This window comes from Citrobacter sp. wls717 (assembly GCF_005280955.1).
Taxonomy (GTDB): domain Bacteria; phylum Pseudomonadota; class Gammaproteobacteria; order Enterobacterales; family Enterobacteriaceae; genus Citrobacter; species Citrobacter werkmanii.
In genome coordinates this window covers 415,509-435,539 of sequence record NZ_SZWW01000001.1, presented here as the reverse complement: position 1 = coordinate 435,539, position 20,031 = coordinate 415,509, and the positions used below count along the sequence as shown (strand labels likewise).

Below are 20,031 nucleotides of genomic sequence, written 5' to 3'. Positions count from 1 at the left end.
CGATGATCAATTCACGCCGGGAGGGAGGAGGAAGCGGGTAACGCAACCCGCTTGCGGAAAACTAGCTTTGTGCCGCCAGGCGCTGGCGGATCTGTTCGAAGTGCTCATGGTTAATCAACTTCCCGTTGAGAAAACGGGTTTTCAGCTCTCCTTCCTGCTCTTGCTCCCAGGTTTGTTCATCATGCAGACGCAATTCTCCTTGCTCATCACGTACTACGCGAAGCAAACCTCGGGCCGAGCGCTTCAAGCCGTTATCGGTTTTCGGCTCTTTAAAAATCGTCCGCCCCTTGTCGTCGACTTCGCCCCACGTTGCCTTCATCGCAAAACCGAAGGTGTCACGCGTGTTGTACTGATAGGTAAAAGAACCCACGCCAAACACCACATTTGAACTGGCAAATCCTTTCGCTTCCAGGCGGCGCAGGATCTCATTCGCCCGCTCAAGAGTGATGGAATCGCCATAAATTAGCCCCACATGTGGGTCGAGCACCTTGTAGCCTTTGGCGTTAACCGTGCCGCCAAATATCTCCCACAGCACCTCCACAGAGCCTTTCTCCTGTGCCGTACGATCGGCTCGTGTATCCTCATCCGCGCCAGTACCGCACAGGATCTCAACCGGATTACCACTGTCCGGGCGGAAAACCACCCGTCCCTCGCGCGCCAGAATGATGTTCTTCAGCTCGCGGGTGTACTCCGTCAGTACCTGCCAGTAATCCCACGTATCAGAGACAATCGACACAAATCCGTGCGGGTAGAGATCGGCAATCAGGCGGCGGAAGGTTTCGATCTCATGTTCACGTTCCCCCATACACATCACGCTGTGCTCGGTCGCCGGAATACTGGCGCCGATAAAATAGGGCTCGCCGTCGGTATAATAATCCCGGGCGTAGAGAAGCGACGGAATACTGTCAGTGCCTTTAAAACTCAACAAGTGGCCGCTGCCCGCCTGCATGGTGTCCTGCAATCCGGCCATACCGCGAAATGAAAAGTCATGGCACTGGAAGTCGAGGTGTGACAGGTCGCTACAGGTTTTCTGTGCCCAGCGCGCGCAAATTTTACGATAGTGATGAGCAATGGTGGCGTTTGTTGACGCCTTCCACAGTTCTGCCGACAGCACGGTCTCCAGGTAATTCACCAGCCAGAAAAACTCAGGTTGGGTGTTGATGATAGTTAAAACAGGCACCGCCATCGGCACCTTGCTGCCTTCATCCAGCGCTTTGATGTGCAACGGCAGATAGCCCAACTGATGCAGGGCGCGGATATGATCAACCGCTACCGCATCTTTGCCGAGATAGCTGTCCATGACCTGTTTGTATTCGCTGACCACCTCGTCTTCCGGACGGGCAAAGAATGCCTCGTTAAACAAATCAACCAGAAACCACTGCAGAAAACCTTGCAGGCCAAAAAACACCAGTTTGCCATCCGCCAACGGCGAGGAGAAAAAGCGATCGCTGCGCGGGGTAAAGTTGGAATACACGCGGCTGGTTCCTTGCGGATACTGTACGCGGTGAGAAACTTTGTAGCCGTCGATAGCCAGAATCGGGTTCATTTTCATAATCAGTATCTCCCTCAGGCGCGGTAAATCGCGTCAATGTCGATAAGCTCAAGCTGCGGATGTTCCAGCGTCGGGGCAGCGAAAGAGGTGGTGGTGTAGATAGCATCAATACCGTTCGCAAACAGGTGTTCGACGCCTTTAGAGAAAATACCGTGGGTGATATACAGGTTGACGCTACGGGCACCTGCATCACGGAGTACCTGCGCAGAACCAATGAACGTACCGCCAGCGTCACACAGGTCGTCAACAATCAGCATATCCCGGCCCCTGACGTCTCCGGCGACTAAAGCAAATCCCGTCAGCTTGCCGCTTGCCACATCGCGTTTTTTGCTCAGGACGGCGTATTCCGCTACACCGACCGCTCTGGCAACGGCATCAATTTTCTTCAGCGATCCGGCATCGGGGGCGACCAGCATTAGCGCTTTTTGTCGGAACTGCCGCTGCAAGGTCGCGCTGTGCAGCAGGCAAGTCTCTTGTGAAATCGCCACAAAATTATTGATAGCTGCCGCCGCCGCGTCACTGTGCGGATCGAGCACCTTCACCCTATCGAATTGCAGCGTATTAAGCTGGCTGGCAAAGACTTTCAGCGCAAAGCTATCACCCACCACCATATGGCGATCCTGACGAGCCCATGGTAACCAGGGAAGTTCGAGATGACTGACCAGCACATCCGTTTGATGGCGAACCGCCTCCACCAGTTGCGCCAACAGCATAAAGTCGTTCATATCGCGCATCGCCGTCGCACGAATGCGCATCAGGCGAGCAAAGGGTGGTAATGCTTCAGTAACCTTCAACCAGACGGCGCCATCAGGAAAAACACCGTGTGTCATTCCGTAGCTCTGGTCGTCCAACGTTAGTGTCAGTTTTATGTTCATCACGCTCACCCTTAATTGTGTCCCTTCGACACAATTAATAATGTCCTTAGGACACATATAAAGCAAGCAAAAATGCATTATTTTTAGGCCATCGCATAATCCACTGATAAATAATAAGAAAAAACGAACCTTGCCCCCCGGTATTGGGCTGGTACACTTGTGGGCGTTGCAAATCATCGTGAGTACCTTATGACCACCGAAGCCGACTACCTGAATCAATACGATGCCCGCCGCTTTCCCACACCACTGGTGACGGTCGATAGCGTGCTGTTTACCCTGCATCAACAGGCGCTGTGCGTATTACTGGTTGAACGAGCAAACCAGCCGCAAAAAGGGCGTTGGGGATTACCAGGTGGCTTCATTGATATCGCGCGCGATGACTCCACTCGCGCCACAGCGCTGCGCAAGCTCACTGAAAAAACAGGGGTTTTGCCTTCGTGGCTGGAACAACTGGATACTTTTTCCGGCCCGGATCGCGACCCGCGCGGCTGGAGTCTGACAGTCGCCTGGTTTGCGCTAATCGCCTGGGTAGACTGTGCGCCGCACATCGCCAGCGTCAGCAATGCCCGTTGGGTGCCGGTTGATGAGCTGAAAAATTATTCACTCGCGTTCGACCACGGAGACATCATTACGGCGGCCCTGCATCGCTTGCGGCAAAAAACGATGTACTCGCTACTGCCCGTATACTGCTTGCCGGAGACATTTACCCATGGGCAACTGCTCGAAGCCACCGAGGTGATCCTCGGTCAGTCGATCCAGCGTAAAAGTCTGATTCGCCGCTTTGAAGCGTCAGGAATGTTTGAAGATACCGGAGAAAGCGTGGCGACAGGGACGCGGAAAGCTCGCCTGTGGCGACGAAAGCCCGACGTCGATTTTCATTTTTTCTCGCGTAACCTGCTGACTGACTAGCGACAAAATCACATATTGGCTAACCCGCAAGCGCTGCGCGCGGTATAGTTATTCTTTCCGATTATTAATTGCTCTGGTGTTATGGTTGAAATCACGTCCACAGAAATGATCCCACCTACTGATGATTCGCGAGAATTCCGCCCTATGCGCGGTATCAGTAACCGCCATTTGCAGACAATGCTGCCGCGTTTAATTCGCCGCAAGGTGAAGTTCGACGCCCATTGGCAGCGTCTGGAATTACCCGACGGTGACTTTGTCGATCTGGCATGGAGTGAAGATCCGCAACAGGCGAAGCACAAACCGCGCCTGGTGGTTTTTCACGGTCTGGAAGGCAGTCTGAACAGCCCGTACGCACATGGCCTGATTGAAGCAGCGCAAAAGCGCGGCTGGCTGGGCGTGGTGATGCATTTTCGCGGCTGCAGCGGCGAACCAAATCGTCTCAACCGTATTTATCATTCTGGTGAAACAGAAGATGGCACCTGGTTTTTACATTGGCTGGAACGCGAGCTTGGTCGTGTGCCGACCGCGGCGGTCGGCTATTCACTCGGCGGGAACATGCTTGCCTGCCTGCTGGCCAAAGAAGGCAACGATATTCCCATTGATGCAGCGGTTATTGTCTCTGCGCCTTTCGTGCTGGAAGCCTGTAGTTACCATATGGAGAAGGGGTTCTCACGCGTCTACCAGCGCTATCTGCTCAATCTGTTGAAAGCTAACGCCTCGCGTAAGCTACAGGCCTATCCGGGTTCGTTGCCGGTGAGTCTGACCCAGTTGAAATCCCTGCGTCGCATTCGTGATTTTGACGATCTCATCACTGCCAAAATCCACGGTTTTGCCGATGCTATAGACTATTACCGCCAGTGTAGCGCCATGCCATTGCTTAATCAGATCGCCAAACCGACGCTGATTATCCATGCCAAGGACGATCCGTTTATGGATCATCACGTGATCCCTGAACCGGAAAACCTGCCCTCACAGGTGGAGTATCAGTTGACTGAACACGGCGGACACGTCGGATTTATTGGCGGCACAGTGCGCCGCCCTGAGATGTGGCTGGAATCCAGAATTCCCGACTGGCTGACAACGTATCTGGAGGCGTCATCATGATTATCCCCTGGCAAGACATCTCCCCGGACGCGCTGGACAATCTGATTGAAAGCTTTGTCTTGCGCGAAGGTACCGATTATGGTGAACATGAACGTTCGCTCGAACAAAAAGTCGCCGACGTCAAACGCCAACTACAATCAGGTGAAGCCGTCCTGGTGTGGTCCGAACTGCATGAAACGGTCAACATCATGCCGAGGAAGCAGATTCACCAGTAATTCGTAGCCGACGGCCGACTATAATAAAAAATCAACCTATTCATGGAGTTGTTATGTCTGCCAAACATCCGGTGATTGCGGTAACAGGATCCAGCGGCGCGGGGACCACCACCACCAGCCTCGCGTTTCGTAAAATTTTCGCGCAGCTAAATCTGCGCGCCGCCGAGGTGGAAGGTGACAGTTTTCATCGCTATACCCGTCCGGAAATGGATATGGCGATTCGCAAAGCGCGCGATGCCGGGCGACATATCAGTTATTTCGGGCCCGAAGCCAATGACTTTGGTCTGCTGGAACAAACCTTCATTGAATACGGCCAGACGGGAAAAGGTCAGTCGCGTAAATATCTGCACACCTACGATGAAGCCGTACCGTGGAACCAGGTCCCGGGAACGTTTACCCCCTGGCAGCCATTGCCTGAACCGACGGATGTCCTGTTCTATGAAGGGCTACACGGCGGCGTCGTCACCCCACAGCAAAATGTGGCCCGGCATGTCGACCTTCTGGTCGGTGTGGTGCCGATCGTTAACCTGGAATGGATCCAGAAACTGACCCGCGATACCAGCGAGCGTGGACACTCGCGTGAAGCGGTGATGGACTCGGTTGTGCGCTCAATGGACGATTACATCAATTACATCACGCCGCAGTTTTCCCGTACGCACATCAACTTTCAGCGCGTACCCACCGTCGATACCTCAAACCCCTTTGCCGCCAAGAGCATTCCGTCGCTGGATGAAAGCTTTGTGGTCATTCATTTTCGTAATCTGGAAGGGATCGACTTTCCGTGGCTTCTGGCCATGCTGCAAGGCTCATTCATTTCCCACATCAATACATTAGTCGTACCTGGCGGCAAAATGGGTCTGGCGATGGAATTGATTATGCTGCCGCTGGTCCAGCGACTGATGGAAGGTAAAAAGATAGAATGATGTACGGGATGTGCCCGATGGCGCTACGCTTATCGGGCCTACGAATCGGTATCGTCCTGTAGGCCCGATAAGGCCAAGCCGCCATCCGGCATCACGTATTACGCAGCAACCACTTCATAGGAGTGGGTAATATTCACTGCCTTTTCCAGCATCAATGCCACAGAGCAATATTTTTCCGCCGAGAGATCAACAGCACGGGAGACCGACGCCTCTTTCAGATCGTTGCCGGTGACGATGAAATGCAGATTGATGTGGGTAAACAAACGCGGCGCTTCTTCACGGCGCTCAGAGGTGAGCTTCACTTCGCAGTTGGTCACATCCTGACGACCCTTTTGCAGGATCGACACCACATCGATAGCGCTACAACCGCCTGCAGCCATTAATACCATTTCCATCGGGCTCGGCGCTTTATCACCGGAGTTACCGTCCATCAAAATTTGGTGGCCAGAGGCGGACTCACCGAGGAAGGTTAACCCCTCAACCCACTTTACACGCGCTTGCATATTTCGTAACTCCAATGTTTCAATTTTCCTGACAGATTACGCGTACATAACAATTCTCGCAACGGAAGGCGACCTGCGTCATGCTGAAGCGAGACACCAGGAGACACACGGCGAAAGCTATGCTAAAACAGTCGGGATGCTACAGTAATACATTGACGTACTGCATGTATGCAGAGGACATCACATTACAGGCTGCAGTATATTTTTAGTAGCCCCCTTCCCAGGTAGCGGGAAGCACATTTTTGCAAACCCAGAGGCAGCGTCGTTTTCTGGCTCTGGAGACAGCTTATAACAGAGGATAACCGCGCATGGTGCTTGGCAAACCGCAAACAGACCCGACTCTCGAATGGTTCTTGTCTCATTGCCATATTCATAAGTACCCATCGAAGAGCACGCTGATTCACCAGGGTGAAAAAGCGGAAACGTTGTATTACATCGTTAAAGGCTCAGTGGCAGTGCTGATCAAAGATGAAGAAGGGAAAGAAATGATCCTTTCTTATCTGAATCAGGGCGATTTTATTGGTGAATTAGGCCTCTTCGAAGAAGGCCAGGAACGTAGCGCTTGGGTACGGGCCAAAACCGCATGTGAAGTCGCTGAAATTTCCTACAAAAAATTTCGCCAATTAATCCAGGTCAACCCGGATATTCTGATGCGCCTGTCTTCTCAGATGGCTCGTCGCCTGCAGGTCACGTCTGAAAAAGTAGGCAACCTTGCCTTCCTCGACGTCACCGGCCGTATTGCCCAGACTCTGCTGAATCTGGCAAAACAGCCTGACGCGATGACTCACCCGGACGGTATGCAGATTAAAATCACCCGCCAGGAAATCGGCCAGATCGTTGGCTGCTCCCGTGAGACCGTTGGTCGTATTCTGAAGATGCTGGAAGATCAGAACCTGATCTCCGCTCACGGTAAGACCATTGTCGTTTACGGCACACGTTAATCCCATCGAAATGGCGCGTTACCCGGTAGCGCGCCATTTTTGTTTGTTCCGATGTGGCGAAGACTGATTTATCACCCCGAGATCAACTACGCACTACGGCAGACGCTGGTGCTGTGTTTACCTGTGGCCGTCGGTCTTATCATTGGTCAGCTTCATCTGGGGCTTCTGTTTTCCCTCGTCCCTGCCTGTTGCAACATTGCCGGTCTTGATACCCCGCATAAACGCTTTTTTAAACGTTTAGTTATTGGCGCATCGCTGTTTGCCGGTTGCAGCCTGATCATGCAGTTACTGCTGGCGCAAAATATACCACTGCCGCTCATCCTCACCGGCCTGACGCTAATTCTTGGCGTAACCGCCGAGCTAAGCCCGTTGCATGCGCGACTGCTGCCAGCCTCACTCATCGCGGCAATTTTCACGCTAAGCCTTGCCGGGAACATGCCCGTCTGGGAGCCATTGCTGATCTATGCACTGGGTACGTTGTGGTACGGTCTGTTCAACTGGTTCTGGTTCTGGATGTGGCGTGAGCAGCCACTGCGTGAATCGCTCAGCCTGTTGTACCGCGAATTAGCCGATTACTGTGAGGCCAAGTACAGTCTGCTGACCCAGCATGCCGATCCAGAAAAAGCGCTGCCTCCGTTACTGGTTCGTCAACAAAAAGCGGTGGATTTGATTACCCAGTGCTACCAGCAAATGCACATGCTGTCGGCGCATCACAATAATGAATACAAGCGACTGTTGCGTGCCTTTCAGGAAGCGCTCGATTTGCAGGAACATATTTCAGTTAGCCTGCATCAGCCGGAAGAGGTGCAAAAGCTGGTCGAGCGAAGCCACGCGGAACAGGTGATTCGCTGGAACGCGCGCACCGTCGCCGCCCGCCTGCGCGTCCTGGCCGATGATATCTTGTATCACCGCTTACCGACCCGTTTCTCAATGGAAAAGCAGATTGGCTCGCTGGAGAAAATCGCCAACCAGCATCCGGATAATCCGGTAGGACAGTTTTGCTACTGGCACTTCAGCCGTATCGCCCGCGTGCTACGGACCCAGCGCCCGCTGTATGCCCGAGATTTGATGGCGGACAAACAGCGGCGGTTGCCGTTGATCCCGGCGCTGAAAAACTATCTGTCGTTGAAATCCCCGGCGCTGCGTAACGCCGGGCGCATCAGCGTCATGCTGAGTATTGCCAGCCTGATGGGCAGCGCCTTACATCTGCCTAAACCTTACTGGATTTTGATGACGATCCTGTTCGTCACGCAAAATGGCTATGGGGCGACCCGGGTGCGTATTTTGCATCGTTCGGTGGGTACGCTCGTCGGACTGGTGATTGCGGGCGTTACATTGCACTTTCATATTCAGGAAGGTTTCACGCTGGCAGGCATGTTGCTGATCACGTTAGGCAGCTATCTGATCATTCGCAAAAACTACGGCTGGGCCACCGTCGGCTTTACGGTTACGGCGGTGTACACCCTGCAACTGCTGACGCTGAACGGGGAACAATTTATCGTGCCGCGGTTTGTCGACACGGTGATTGGCTGCTTAATCGCCTTTGGCGGCACGCTCTGGCTGTGGCCACAGTGGCAGAGTGGTCTGTTGCGTAAGAACGCCCACGATGCGTTAGAAGCCGACCAGGAGGCTATTCGCCTGATCCTCAGCAACGATCCGCAGGCCACGCCGCTGGCGTATCAACGCATGCGGGTCAACCAGGCGCATAACACGCTGTTTAACTCACTGAATCAGGCAATGCAGGAGCCGGGATTCAACGCGCACTATCTGGCGGATATGAAACTGTGGGTCACGCACAGCCAGTTTATTGTCGAACACATCAACGCGATGACCACACTGGCAAGGGAACATACGATGCTGACGCCGGATTTGGCGCAGCGGTATCTGGAGTCCTGCGAAATTGCGCTCCAGCGCTGTCAGCAGCGGCTGGAGTATGACGGACCGGGAAGCTCGGGCGATGTGAATATTCTCGAAGCGCCTGAAATGCTGTCCCACGGCCCATTAAGCACCCTGGAGCAGCATCTGCAGCGAATATTGGGGCATCTGAACACCATGCACACCATTTCGTCGGTAGCATGGCGTCAACGCCCCCACCACGGGATCTGGCTTAGCCGTCGGTTGCGGGACATGAAAGGCTAAGATCGGCTGCCGGATGCGCTACGCTTATCCGGCCTACGAATCACACCTTACCCTGTAGGCCGGATAAGGCGCTCGCGCCGCCATCAGGCAATCAACCAATCAGCCCACCACCTTCGCTACCGCCTGCGCGAAACGCTGCATCCCTTCCTCGATATCCGCGTCTTCCACCACCAGCGACGGCGCGAAACGCATCACGTCCGGCCCGGCATTCAGCACCATCACCCCATCGTGCGCGGCGGCGTAGAGGAAATCGCGCGCCCGGCTTTTAAACTGCGGCTTCAGCTCGGCGCCAATCAGCAGCCCCATGCCGCGAATATCGCTGAAAATATCGAACTGCTGATTAATTTTCTGCAAATGATGCACAAACGTCTGACGTTTGCCCTGAATACCTTCCAGCACTTCCGGGGTGTTGATGATATCAAACGCGGCATCTGCAACCGCACAGGCCAGCGGATTACCGCCGTAAGTGGAACCGTGCGAACCCACGTGGAACGCGGAGGCAATTTCCTGAGTGGTCAGCATGGCGCTCACCGGGAAACCGCCGCCGAGCGCCTTGGCGCTGGTGAGGATATCCGGCGTCACGCCGTAGTGCATATAGGCAAATAAATCGCCGGTACGCCCCATCCCACACTGCACCTCATCAAAGACCAGCAGCGCCTGGTGCTGGTCGCAAAGTTCACGCAGACCTTGCAGGAATGCCGGGGTTGCCGCAGTGACGCCGCCTTCTCCCTGAATGGGCTCCACCACCACCGCGCAGGTGTGATCGTCCATCACCGCTTTTACCGCATGCAGATCGTTAAACGGCACATGGATGATATCCGCCGGTTTTGGTCCAAAGCCGTCGGAATATTTCGGTTGCCCACCAACAGATACGGTAAACAGCGAACGACCGTGAAACGCATTATGAAAGGCGATGATTTTGGTTTTGAACGGGCTGTGGCGTACGCAGGCATAATGACGCGCCAGCTTAAAGGCGGTTTCGTTAGCTTCGGTGCCGGAGTTCATAAACAGCACGCGTTCAGCAAAGGTCGCATCAATGATTTTACGACCTAAGCGCAACGCTGGTTCGTTGGTGAAAACGTTACTGGTGTGCCACAGGGTTTCACCCTGGGTTTTTAACGCCTCAACCAGCGCCGGATGGCAATGCCCTAACGCGGTAACTGCAATGCCGCCCGCAAAATCAACATACTCTTTGCCCTGTTGATCCCAGACCCGACTCCCTTTTCCTTTTACCGGGATAAACTCAGCCGGTGCATAAATCGGCAGAATTACTTCATCGAATGTCGCGCGCGTAATCGCAGTTTGTTCAGTTGCCATGTCATTACCACCCTGTTAAGCAGAAATGCTAGTGAAATTATAATCACAAAATATGAATAAAAAATCACTGAATAGCAACCATAAATCACCGTTGGAGGAAATTATCCAGCAGCTGATGCCCCTGTTCGCTGAGAATACTCTCCGGGTGAAACTGCACACCTTCCAGATCCCACTCGCGGTGGCGAATGCCCATTATCTCTTGTGTTTCACTCCAGGCCGTCACTTCAAAGCAGTCAGGAAGCGTTTCGGGGGCAACCACCAGAGAATGGTAGCGTGTCACGGTTAATGGGTTGGCGAGTCCCTGAAAAACCCCCTGCCCGTTATGCGTAATCGGCGAGGTTTTACCATGCATCACTTTTGCTGCCCGAACCACGGTCGCGCCAAACGCCTGCGCCATCGCCTGGTGACCAAGACATACACCCAGCAGGGGAATTTTGCCCGCAAAATGGCGAATCACATCCAGCGAGATACCGGCATCATCCGGCGTGCATGGGCCTGGGGAAATCACGATTTTTTGCGGATTCAGCGCGTCGATTTGCGACAGCGTCAGCTCGTCGTTACGCCTGACGAGGACATCAGCACCCAATTCGCAGAAGTATTGGTACAGGTTCCAGGTAAAAGAATCATAGTTATCGATAAGCAGGATCATGGCGGCTCCGGTACATAAGAACCGCGCTATTCTACTCAGTTTCCGGGGCTTCGCTTACCACTTTACGAAATATCGCCCGCAGAGCGGTCAGGTCGCCCATCGCCCCGCTCTGGTTCGCCTGGTTCCACTCCTCAACCTGAATGTCATCCCAGCTCAGCATATACCCGGCATGGATCGCTAGCTGTTCGAAGAAAATACGCTGCGCGAGACCGCTACCAATACGAAACGGATGCAGCACATTGATTTCGCAATAATAGTGCGCAAGGCGGTCGACGAATTTTTCTTCCGGCAATCCCACCAGCCAGGACTCCTCTTCCAGGTCCTGCATCAGCGCATTGCCCTCTTTCTCGATATAGGCGAAATGGCAAAAGCGAGTATCGCCCTGGTAGATATCAACTTCCCGCAGTTGTCCCGCCCAGTCGAAAATATCCTGGTATAACTGGCGATGAATGGCGCACAGGTGTGGCAGGCCACGCTTTAAAGGCCCCAACTCAACCGTCGCGGCGCGCAGTGCTGTTAATTCGTATGCCGCTTGTGCCAGACGCTGGGCCTGATGAATCCCCAGGCGGTTACGCATCACATTCAGACCGGGGTACAGATAAGGGTCGCGTCCATCACCGAATTTATCGCTCATAGTGCCTCCTCAACTCATCCAGACGCGCCAGGGCGTCTTCCGCACTCAGAGTAATCCGTGGAATATCCACGCCTTCCAGTCGTCGACTTCCCTGGAAATTGACATTACGCCGTTGCTCCCAGAGCCTGGACTTTTGTTTATCGGTGAGTTTTTTCACGTGACCTCCCTGAATGTAAGCGGCACTTGCCACAAGTATAAGCAGCAATTTCGGGTTACGCAGAGAAGGGAGAGAACGCGGGCAGGAACTGCCCGCGCAAAATACGATTACGGCAGGACTTTAGCAGAAAGGATAACAATCGGTTTTGACGGGACATTCTGGTAAGGACCAACATCATGGGTCTGTACCTGAGAGATCTTATCTGCAACATCCATACCTTTCACAACTTTACCGAACACAGCATAGCCAAAGTCGCGTTGGCCATGATCGAGAAAAGCGTTGTCTGCAATGTTGATAAAGAACTGGCTGGTCGCGCTGTCTTTATCCGCTGTACGCGCCATCGCAATCGTACCGCGGGTGTTACGCAGACCGTTATCGGCTTCATTCTTGATTGGCGGGTTAGGTTTCTTCTGCTGCATCTGCTCGGTGAAGCCGCCGCCCTGTACCATAAAGCCTGGGATCACACGGTGGAACGTGGTGTTGTTATAAAAACCACTGTTCACATAATCGACAAAGTTTTGCACTGAAACCGGGGCTTTCTGGCTGTTCAGCTCCAGCTCGATGTTACCAGCAGAGGTGGTCAGCAGGACATGTGGGTCACCTTTTGCTGCCAGTGCTGCAGGAGAGAGCGCGGAAAGAGCGAGAACAGCTGCAACAGCCGCCAGAGTCGATTTGAGCATGAGAAGTCCTTAACAAGAGCAGAAATGAAGCAAGTGAAGTGATTCTAAAGAGCCTTCAAGGACAAGGCCATCCCTTTACTTAATTTTACGTATCTGAAACAAATGTAACTGCATAACCGGAACACTCATTGTGATCCAGCTCACATACAAAAATGTAACGGAGCAAGTTATTGCCATTAAATATTTAAATACGTCACTAAAACGCCTAAAATCTGCCCGCTCACGGCGCAATCAATGCGTCTTACACTTCTATACAGGCCAGTCATGACTAACAGCAATCGCATTAAGCTCACATGGATTAGCTTTCTCTCCTACGCCCTGACAGGCGCGTTGGTAATTGTCACCGGGATGGTGATGGGAAATATCGCAGATTACTTCCATTTGCCCGTTTCCAGTATGAGTAACACCTTCACCTTCCTGAATGCCGGCATCCTGATTTCTATCTTTTTGAATGCCTGGCTGATGGAAATTGTGCCCCTGAAAACCCAGTTGCGCTTTGGCTTTATCCTGATGGTTCTGGCGGTCGCCGGACTGATGCTCAGCCATAGCCTGGCCTTGTTCTCAGCAGCAATGTTTGTACTGGGGCTGGTGAGCGGTATCACCATGTCGATTGGTACGTTCCTGGTCACGCAGATGTATGAAGGTCGCCAGCGCGGTTCCCGCCTGCTGTTTACGGACTCCTTCTTCAGCATGGCTGGCATGATCTTCCCGATGGTGGCGGCATTTCTGTTAGCGCGCAGCATCGAATGGTACTGGGTTTATGCCTGCATCGGCCTGGTATATGTTGCCATTTTCCTGCTGACCTTCGGTTGCGAATTCCCGGCGCTGGGCAAACACGCGCAGCAGTCAGACGCACCGGTAGTAAAAGAAAAATGGGGCATTGGCGTACTGTTCCTGTCCATTGCGGCTCTGTGCTACATCCTCGGCCAGCTTGGTTTTATCTCGTGGGTGCCGGAATATGCCAAAAGCCTGGGCATGAGCCTGGGTGATGCGGGTAAACTGGTCAGCGACTTCTGGATGTCTTACATGGTTGGCATGTGGGCGTTTAGCTTTATTCTGCGTTTCTTCGATTTGCAGCGCATCCTGACGGTACTGGCGGGTTTGGCCACCGTCCTGATGTATCTGTTTATCACCGGTACGCCGGAGCATATGCCGTGGTTCATTCTGACGCTGGGCTTCTTCTCCAGCGCGATTTATACCACCATTATTACCCTCGGTTCCCAGCAGACGAAGGTCGCCTCACCTAAACTGGTTAACTTCATTCTGACCTGCGGCACCATCGGTACCATGCTTACTTTCGTCGTCACTGGCCCGATCGTCGCTCATAGCGGTCCAATGGCGGCACTGCAAACAGCTAACGGCTTGTATGCCGTTGTGTTCGTAATGTGCTTTATCCTTGGGTTTGTTACGCGCCATCGCCAGCATAACGCGCCGGCCACGCATTAATCTCACGGCCGGATGGTGTCCTCACCATCCGGCATATCCCTGGCGTCCCTTCCTCCATTGGTGATGTAGGCCAATTCATACAAAAACCCCTTAATTTGTGCGCTTTTTATACAAACACGAAAAGCCAGTCAATTCCGTAACTTATAAAAATGTAGGTAAATCAGTTATATACCTCTTAAGGAGTATATGAGGGCGAATTTGATTTGTATCAATAAGCGGGGTAGCTGAATCGTTAAGGTAGGCGGTAATAGAAAAGAAATCGAGGCAAAAATGAGCAAAGTCAGACTCGCTATTATCGGTAATGGTATGGTCGGCCATCGCTTTATTGAGGATCTTCTTGATAAATCCGACGCTGCCAATTTTGATATTACCGTCTTCTGTGAAGAACCCCGCAAAGCGTACGACCGCGTACACCTGTCTTCCTACTTCTCCCACCACACCGCCGAAGAGCTTTCTCTGGTGCGTGAAGGATTCTACGAGAAGCACGGCGTTAAGGTATTAGTCGGCGAGCGCGCAATTACCATCAACCGCCAGGAGAAGGTGATCCACTCCAGCGCGGGTCGTACGGTTTATTACGATAAGCTGATCATGGCGACTGGCTCTTATCCGTGGATCCCGCCGATTAAAGGTTCGGAAACTCAGGACTGCTTCGTTTACCGCACCATTGAAGACCTCAACGCCATTGAGTCTTGCGCGCGCCGTAGCAAACGCGGTGCTGTCGTCGGCGGTGGCCTGCTGGGCCTGGAAGCCGCCGGTGCGCTGAAAAACCTCGGCGTTGAAACCCACGTGATTGAATTCGCTCCGATGCTGATGGCTGAACAGCTGGATCATATGGGTGGCGAGCAGTTACGTCGCAAAATTGAAAGCATGGGCGTGCGTGTGCACACCAGCAAAAACACGAAAGAGATTGTCCAGGAAGGCGTCGAAGCGCGCAAAACCATGCGTTTTGCCGATGGTAGCGAACTGGAAGTCGACTTTATCGTTTTCTCTACCGGTATTCGTCCACGCGACAAACTGGCTACCCAGTGCGGTCTGGACGTCGCTCCGCGCGGTGGGATCGTGATTAACGACACCTGCCAGACTTCTGACCCGGACATCTATGCCATCGGCGAATGCGCCAGCTGGAACAACCGTGTATATGGTCTGGTGGCTCCCGGCTACAAAATGGCGCAGGTCGCCGTTGACCATATCCTCGAAACCGAAAACGCCTTCGAAGGCGCAGATTTAAGCGCCAAGCTGAAGCTACTCGGCGTTGACGTTGGCGGGATTGGCGACGCGCATGGCCGCACACCGGGCGCGCGCAGCTACGTTTACCTCGACGAGAGCAAAGAAGTCTACAAACGCCTCATTGTCAGCAAAGATAACAAAACGCTGCTCGGCGCGGTTCTGGTGGGCGACACCAGCGATTACGGCAATCTGCTGCAACTGGTGCTGAACGCTATCGAACTGCCGGAAAACCCGGACTCATTGATCCTGCCTGCGCACGCGGGCAGCGGTAAACCCTCTATCGGCGTCGATAAACTGCCGGACAGCGCGCAGATTTGTTCCTGCTTCGACGTCACCAAAGGCATGCTGGTTGCTGCTATCAATAAAGGTTGCCACACCGTTGCGGCGCTGAAAGCTGAAACCAAAGCCGGTACCGGCTGCGGCGGGTGTATCCCGCTGGTAACGCAGGTCCTGAACGCTGAACTGGCGAAACAGGGTATTGAAGTTAACAACAACCTGTGTGAACACTTCCCGTACTCGCGTCAGGAACTGTTCCATCTCATTCGCGTAGAAGGCATTAAAACCTTCGAAGAGTTGCTGGCAAAACACGGGAAAGGCTACGGCTGTGAAGTGTGTAAACCTACCGTCGGTTCCCTGCTGGCCTCGTGCTGGAATGAGTACATTCTCAAACCTCAGCACACGCCGCTGCAAGACACCAACGACAACTTCCTGGCGAATATCCAGAAAGACGGCACCTACTCCGTGATCCCGCGCTCCGCTGGCGGTGAAATCACACCGGAAGGTCTGGTGGCCGTGGGTCGTATCGCACGTGAATTTAACCTGTATACCAAAATCACCGGTTCTCAGCGTATTGGCCTGTTCGGCGCGCAGAAAGATGACCTGCCGGAAATCTGGCGTCAGTTGATTGAAGCTGGTTTCGAAACCGGTCATGCCTATGCTAAAGCGTTGCGTATGGCGAAAACCTGCGTGGGCAGCACCTGGTGCCGTTACGGCGTGGGCGACAGCGTCGGTTTCGGCGTCGAGCTGGAAAACCGCTACAAAGGCATCCGTACGCCGCACAAGATGAAGTTCGGTGTCTCTGGCTGTACCCGTGAATGCGCGGAAGCCCAGGGCAAAGACGTGGGTATCATCGCCACTGAAAAAGGCTGGAACCTGTACGTTTGCGGTAACGGCGGGATGAAACCTCGTCACGCCGATCTGCTGGCGGCAGATATCGATCGTGAAACGCTGCTGAAGTATCTCGATCGCTTCATGATGTTCTACATCCGCACTGCCGACAAACTGACCCGTACCGCACCGTGGTTAGACAACCTGGAAGGCGGCATTGAGTATCTGAAATCGGTCATCATCGACGACAAGCTGGGCCTGAACGAGCATCTGGAAGAAGAGATGGCCCGTCTGCGTGAAGCGGTGGTATGCGAGTGGACAGAAACCGTTAACACCCCATCCGCGCAGGTTCGCTTCAAGCACTTCATCAACAGCGACAAACGCGACCCGAACGTCCAGGTTGTGCCTGAACGTGAACAACATCGTCCGGCAACGCCTTATGAGCGTATCCCGGTGACTCTGGTGGAGGAGAACGCATGAGCCAGTGGCAAAACATCTGCAAAATCGATGACATTCTGCCTGCAACAGGCGTCTGCGCCCTGTTAGGTACTGAACAGGTCGCAATTTTCCGCCCGTATCACAGTGACCAGGTGTTTGCGATCAGCAACATCGACCCGTTCTTTGAGTCCAGCGTGCTTTCTCGTGGCTTGATCGCTGAGCATCAGGGCGAACTGTGGGTCGCCAGCCCGCTGAAAAAACAGCGCTTTCGTTTAAGCGATGGACTGTGCATGGAAGACGAACAGTTCTCCGTGAAACATTACGAAGCGCGGGTGAAAGACGGCACGGTGCAGTTGCGCGGTTAATTAATTTTGGGAGGCGCAACGCCTCCCCTTTTTTGTATTTTTTTCATTTTAATTGTTATCACAAAATCATTTGTACTGCATCGCGGCGGCAACCGAGCAAATCCCCAGGAGCATAGTTCACTATGTGACTGGGGTGAGCGAGGGCAGCCAACAAAGAGGCAGTGCAAAGGATGAAGTGAGAAAAGGATAATCAAATGTTTACTGACACTATTAATAAGTGTGCGGCTAATGCCGCGCGCATCACACGCCTGTCGGCTAATAACCCGCTCGGATTCTGGGTCAGTTCGGCAATGGCAGGGGCCTATGTCGGTCTCGGCATCATTCTTATTTTCACCCTCGGCAATCTGCTCGACCCGTCCGTACGTCCTTTGGTAATGGGTGCAACCTTTGGTATCGCCTTAACGCTGGTCATTATCGCGGGTTCTGAACTGTTTACCGGTCACACCATGTTCCTGACGCTCGGCGTCAAAGCGGGCACCATCAGTCACGGTCAAATGTGGGCAATTTTACCGCAAACCTGGCTGGGTAATCTGGTCGGTTCCGTGTTTGTCGCTCTGCTTTACAGTTGGGGTGGCGGCAGCTTGTTGCCGGTAGATACCAGCATCGTCCATTCGGTTGCACTGGCGAAAACTACCGCGCCTGCGACGGTACTGTTCTTCAAGGGCGCACTGTGTAACTGGTTGGTTTGTCTGGCAATCTGGATGGCAATCCGTACCGAAGGCGCAGCAAAATTCCTCGCTATCTGGTGGTGTCTGCTGGCGTTTATTGCTTCCGGCTACGAACACTCGGTTGCCAACATGACGCTGTTTGCCCTCTCCTGGTTCGGCCACCACAGCGAAGCTTATACCCTGGCCGGAATTGGTCATAACCTGCTGTGGGTGACACTCGGTAATACTTTGTCCGGTGTCGTATTCATGGGATTGGGTTATTGGTATGCTACGCCAAAATCGGAGCGTCCGGCTCCGGCAAAAATCAATCAGCCAGAGGCTGCTGCCAATAATTAAGGGGTAATGTCGTGGATCATTTGCCTATATTTTGTCAACTACGTGACCGTGACTGCTTGATCGTCGGCGGTGGTGATGTCGCAGAACGCAAAGCGCGGTTATTGCTGGAAGCGGGCGCCCGTTTAACGGTTAATGCGCTGGCGTTTATTCCGCAGTTCACCGTATGGGCAAATGAAGGCATGTTGACGCTTGTTGAGGGACCGTTCGATGAATCCCTGCTCGATCCTTGCTGGCTGGTTATCGCCGCCACCGATGACGATGTCGTCAACCAAAGCGTCAGCACCGCCGCAGAATCACGCCGTATTTTCTGCAACGTGGTCGATGCGCCAAAAGCAGCCAGTTTTATCATGCCCTCCATTATCGACCGCTCGCCGCTGATGGTGGCGGTCTCCTCTGGCGGCACTTCGCCGGTGCTGGCCCGTCTGCTGCGTGAAAGACTCGAATCCATACTGCCTCAGCATCTTGGCCAGGTCGCACAGTATGCGGGCAAGCTGCGTTCCCGGGTTAAAAACCAGTTTGCCAGTATGGGTGAACGTCGCCGCTTCTGGGAAAAATTGTTCATTAATGACCGCCTGGCGCAGTCGCTGGCAAACAACGATCGGAAAGCTGTCGAGGAAACCACCGAGCAGTTGCTCAGCGAACCACTGGATCACCGTGGTGAAGTGGTGCTGGTTGGCGCCGGTCCTGGCGATGCCGGGTTACTAACGCTGAAAGGGCTGCAGCAGATCCAGCAAGCCGACGTAGTGGTTTATGACCGTCTGGTTTCCGACGATATTATGAACCTCGTGCGCCGCGATGCGGACCGGGTATTTGTCGGTAAACGCGCGGGTTACCACTGCGTACCGCAGGAAGAAATCAACCAGATCCTGCTGCGTGAAGCGCAACAAGGCAAGCGCGTGGTACGACTAAAAGGTGGCGACCCGTTCATCTTTGGCCGCGGTGGTGAAGAGCTGGAAACGCTTTGCCACGCCGGTATTCCATTCTCCGTCGTACCGGGTATTACCGCAGCTTCCGGTTGCTCCGCTTATTCTGGTATTCCACTGACCCATCGCGATTACGCGCAAAGTGTTCGTCTGGTTACCGGACACCTGAAAACCGGCGGCGAGCTGGACTGGAAAAATCTGGCGGCAGAGAAACAGACGCTGGTGTTCTATATGGGACTGAATCAGGCGGCCACAATTCAGGAAAAACTGATCGAATTTGGCATGCAGGCCAATATGCCGGTTGCGCTGGTAGAAAACGGTACCTCCGTGAAGCAACGCGTCGTCAACGGTGTGCTGACGCAGCTCGGGGAATTAGCGCAACAGGTTGAAAGCCCAGCGCTGATTATCGTCGGTCGCGTGGTTGGACTACGCGATAAGCTGAACTGGTTCTCGAATCATTAATTGAATGTAAATACATGCCCTGATATTCAGGGCATGTATTTATCATCCTGCAGGAATAAATAATAAACGAAATACGCTACATACTCACTTCAGCAAACCAATTATTAATTAAAATATAACCACCCAGTAATCCAATTCATTAATTATATAATTTACATAAAGCTTGTTATGTCCTTATCCGGACTACTTAAATTTTATTTAAGTTGATATCTTAACCGTCGAGAAATGGATTTCATCCATTTTAAAAATAGGTATCTTACAAGGATTTTAACATGCTGAAATTTGCAAAAATCACCATTGTCGCTGGGGTTCTGGCTACACTGACCGCATGTACGGGTCATATTGAAAACAAAAAAAATAACTGCAGCTACGATTATTTCCTGCATCCAGCAATTTCAATTTCTAAAATTATTGGTGGCTGTGGTCCGGCTGCAGACCAGTAATAGACGTTATTGCGCAGA

The 20,031-nt window shown here is 53.1% G+C and carries 20 protein-coding genes; 12 read left to right on the top strand and 8 right to left on the bottom strand.

The annotated features are described in order from the left end of the window. Positions 1-61: 61 nt before the first annotated feature. Positions 62-1,552 carry a nicotinate phosphoribosyltransferase gene (locus FDX09_RS02020; RefSeq protein ID WP_137346719.1) on the bottom strand — a complete coding sequence of 497 codons (1,491 nt, stop codon included), beginning with the start codon at positions 1,550-1,552 and terminating at the stop codon, positions 62-64. A gap of 14 nt (positions 1,553-1,566) precedes the next feature. Next, complete coding sequence (prs, locus tag FDX09_RS02015; RefSeq protein ID WP_137346718.1) at positions 1,567-2,427, bottom strand: ribose-phosphate diphosphokinase; 861 nt, start codon at positions 2,425-2,427, stop codon at positions 1,567-1,569. Between the two features lie 189 nt (positions 2,428-2,616). Here prs and FDX09_RS02010 point away from each other — a divergent pair, with 189 nt between their 5' ends. The 4 genes from FDX09_RS02010 to FDX09_RS01995 all read left to right on the top strand — a co-directional run bounded on the left by FDX09_RS02010 (position 2,617) and on the right by FDX09_RS01995 (position 5,578). Next, the gene (locus tag FDX09_RS02010; RefSeq protein ID WP_038642914.1) at positions 2,617-3,336 is read left to right on the top strand and encodes an NUDIX domain-containing protein; all 720 of its coding nucleotides are present in this window, start codon (positions 2,617-2,619) and stop codon (positions 3,334-3,336) included. Between the two features lie 81 nt (positions 3,337-3,417). Next, on the top strand, positions 3,418-4,440 hold the full coding sequence (locus FDX09_RS02005; protein WP_038634798.1) for a hydrolase: 1,023 nt from the start codon (positions 3,418-3,420) through the stop codon (positions 4,438-4,440). Continuing rightward, a complete protein-coding gene (locus tag FDX09_RS02000) occupies positions 4,437-4,655 on the top strand; it encodes a YheU family protein (RefSeq protein WP_087856300.1) in 219 nt (72 codons plus the stop codon). Before FDX09_RS02005 ends, FDX09_RS02000 begins: the two co-directional genes overlap by 4 nt. Positions 4,656-4,708: 53 nt before the next feature. Continuing rightward, complete coding sequence (locus FDX09_RS01995; protein WP_003827751.1) at positions 4,709-5,578, top strand: phosphoribulokinase; 870 nt, start codon at positions 4,709-4,711, stop codon at positions 5,576-5,578. A 98-nt stretch (positions 5,579-5,676) separates the two neighbouring features. Here the strand turns inward: FDX09_RS01995 and FDX09_RS01990 are convergent, their stop codons facing one another. Further along, entirely contained in the window at positions 5,677-6,081 is a 405-nt protein-coding gene (locus FDX09_RS01990; RefSeq protein WP_006687378.1) for an OsmC family protein, read from the bottom strand. A gap of 308 nt (positions 6,082-6,389) precedes the next feature. Between FDX09_RS01990 and crp the strand changes: the two genes are divergently transcribed. Together crp and FDX09_RS01980 are read left to right on the top strand one after the other, a co-directional pair. Beyond that, positions 6,390-7,022 (top strand): cAMP-activated global transcriptional regulator CRP, encoded by a 633-nt coding sequence (crp, locus tag FDX09_RS01985; RefSeq protein ID WP_000242758.1) that lies wholly within the window; start codon positions 6,390-6,392, stop codon positions 7,020-7,022. Between the two features lie 51 nt (positions 7,023-7,073). Further along, positions 7,074-9,161: a YccS/YhfK family putative transporter gene (locus FDX09_RS01980; protein WP_137346727.1), complete on the top strand. Its 2,088-nt coding sequence runs from the start codon at positions 7,074-7,076 to the stop codon at positions 9,159-9,161. 99 nt (positions 9,162-9,260) lie between these two features. Here the strand turns inward: FDX09_RS01980 and FDX09_RS01975 are convergent, their stop codons facing one another. The 5 genes from FDX09_RS01975 to ppiA all read right to left on the bottom strand — a co-directional run bounded on the left by FDX09_RS01975 (position 9,261) and on the right by ppiA (position 12,598). Beyond that, complete coding sequence (locus FDX09_RS01975; RefSeq protein ID WP_137346717.1) at positions 9,261-10,478, bottom strand: aspartate aminotransferase family protein; 1,218 nt, start codon at positions 10,476-10,478, stop codon at positions 9,261-9,263. An 85-nt stretch (positions 10,479-10,563) separates the two neighbouring features. Next, positions 10,564-11,127: an aminodeoxychorismate synthase component 2 gene (gene pabA, locus FDX09_RS01970; protein ID WP_038634811.1), complete on the bottom strand. Its 564-nt coding sequence runs from the start codon at positions 11,125-11,127 to the stop codon at positions 10,564-10,566. A gap of 31 nt (positions 11,128-11,158) precedes the next feature. After that, positions 11,159-11,761, bottom strand: coding sequence for a putative adenosine monophosphate-protein transferase Fic (locus FDX09_RS01965; RefSeq protein ID WP_069323811.1), 603 nt, complete (start codon positions 11,759-11,761; stop codon positions 11,159-11,161). Further along, positions 11,751-11,918 (bottom strand): YhfG family protein, encoded by a 168-nt coding sequence (locus FDX09_RS01960; RefSeq protein WP_137346716.1) that lies wholly within the window; start codon positions 11,916-11,918, stop codon positions 11,751-11,753. The genes FDX09_RS01965 and FDX09_RS01960 overlap by 11 nt, the downstream gene beginning before the upstream one ends. Before the next feature lie 107 nt (positions 11,919-12,025). Continuing rightward, positions 12,026-12,598, bottom strand: coding sequence for a peptidylprolyl isomerase A (ppiA, locus tag FDX09_RS01955; RefSeq protein ID WP_003023595.1), 573 nt, complete (start codon positions 12,596-12,598; stop codon positions 12,026-12,028). A gap of 264 nt (positions 12,599-12,862) precedes the next feature. Here ppiA and tsgA point away from each other — a divergent pair, with 264 nt between their 5' ends. The 6 genes from tsgA to FDX09_RS01925 all read left to right on the top strand — a co-directional run bounded on the left by tsgA (position 12,863) and on the right by FDX09_RS01925 (position 20,013). Beyond that, a complete protein-coding gene (gene tsgA / locus FDX09_RS01950) occupies positions 12,863-14,044 on the top strand; it encodes an MFS transporter TsgA (protein WP_038634817.1) in 1,182 nt (393 codons plus the stop codon). A 270-nt stretch (positions 14,045-14,314) separates the two neighbouring features. After that, complete coding sequence (gene nirB / locus FDX09_RS01945) at positions 14,315-16,858, top strand: NADPH-nitrite reductase large subunit (RefSeq protein WP_061381016.1); 2,544 nt, start codon at positions 14,315-14,317, stop codon at positions 16,856-16,858. Next, positions 16,855-17,181, top strand: a complete 327-nt coding sequence (nirD, locus tag FDX09_RS01940) for a nitrite reductase small subunit NirD (protein ID WP_042312029.1) — start codon at positions 16,855-16,857, stop codon at positions 17,179-17,181. Before nirB ends, nirD begins: the two co-directional genes overlap by 4 nt. Positions 17,182-17,375: 194 nt before the next feature. Continuing rightward, on the top strand, positions 17,376-18,185 hold the full coding sequence (gene nirC / locus FDX09_RS01935; RefSeq protein WP_137346715.1) for a nitrite transporter NirC: 810 nt from the start codon (positions 17,376-17,378) through the stop codon (positions 18,183-18,185). 11 nt (positions 18,186-18,196) lie between these two features. Beyond that, positions 18,197-19,570: a siroheme synthase CysG gene (gene cysG / locus FDX09_RS01930; RefSeq protein WP_137346714.1), complete on the top strand. Its 1,374-nt coding sequence runs from the start codon at positions 18,197-18,199 to the stop codon at positions 19,568-19,570. A gap of 272 nt (positions 19,571-19,842) precedes the next feature. Beyond that, positions 19,843-20,013, top strand: coding sequence for a YhfL family protein (locus FDX09_RS01925; RefSeq protein WP_006687392.1), 171 nt, complete (start codon positions 19,843-19,845; stop codon positions 20,011-20,013). Positions 20,014-20,031 lie beyond the last annotated feature (18 nt).

Coding starts and splice junctions, on each gene's coding strand:
- FDX09_RS02005 (WP_038634798.1), top strand. CDS start 3,418: ATGGTTGAAATCACGTCCACAGAAATGATCCCACCTACTGATGATTCG.
- FDX09_RS02020 (WP_137346719.1), bottom strand. CDS start 1,552: ATGAAAATGAACCCGATTCTGGCTATCGACGGCTACAAAGTTTCTCAC.
- ppiA (WP_003023595.1), bottom strand. CDS start 12,598: ATGCTCAAATCGACTCTGGCGGCTGTTGCAGCTGTTCTCGCTCTTTCC.
- FDX09_RS01925 (WP_006687392.1), top strand. CDS start 19,843: ATGCTGAAATTTGCAAAAATCACCATTGTCGCTGGGGTTCTGGCTACA.
- FDX09_RS01965 (WP_069323811.1), bottom strand. CDS start 11,761: ATGAGCGATAAATTCGGTGATGGACGCGACCCTTATCTGTACCCCGGT.
- FDX09_RS01990 (WP_006687378.1), bottom strand. CDS start 6,081: ATGCAAGCGCGTGTAAAGTGGGTTGAGGGGTTAACCTTCCTCGGTGAG.
- nirD (WP_042312029.1), top strand. CDS start 16,855: ATGAGCCAGTGGCAAAACATCTGCAAAATCGATGACATTCTGCCTGCA.
- crp (WP_000242758.1), top strand. CDS start 6,390: ATGGTGCTTGGCAAACCGCAAACAGACCCGACTCTCGAATGGTTCTTG.
- tsgA (WP_038634817.1), top strand. CDS start 12,863: ATGACTAACAGCAATCGCATTAAGCTCACATGGATTAGCTTTCTCTCC.
- FDX09_RS01980 (WP_137346727.1), top strand. CDS start 7,074: ATGTGGCGAAGACTGATTTATCACCCCGAGATCAACTACGCACTACGG.
- FDX09_RS01995 (WP_003827751.1), top strand. CDS start 4,709: ATGTCTGCCAAACATCCGGTGATTGCGGTAACAGGATCCAGCGGCGCG.
- prs (WP_137346718.1), bottom strand. CDS start 2,427: ATGAACATAAAACTGACACTAACGTTGGACGACCAGAGCTACGGAATG.
- FDX09_RS02010 (WP_038642914.1), top strand. CDS start 2,617: ATGACCACCGAAGCCGACTACCTGAATCAATACGATGCCCGCCGCTTT.
- FDX09_RS02000 (WP_087856300.1), top strand. CDS start 4,437: ATGATTATCCCCTGGCAAGACATCTCCCCGGACGCGCTGGACAATCTG.
- pabA (WP_038634811.1), bottom strand. CDS start 11,127: ATGATCCTGCTTATCGATAACTATGATTCTTTTACCTGGAACCTGTAC.
- FDX09_RS01975 (WP_137346717.1), bottom strand. CDS start 10,478: ATGGCAACTGAACAAACTGCGATTACGCGCGCGACATTCGATGAAGTA.
- nirB (WP_061381016.1), top strand. CDS start 14,315: ATGAGCAAAGTCAGACTCGCTATTATCGGTAATGGTATGGTCGGCCAT.
- nirC (WP_137346715.1), top strand. CDS start 17,376: ATGTTTACTGACACTATTAATAAGTGTGCGGCTAATGCCGCGCGCATC.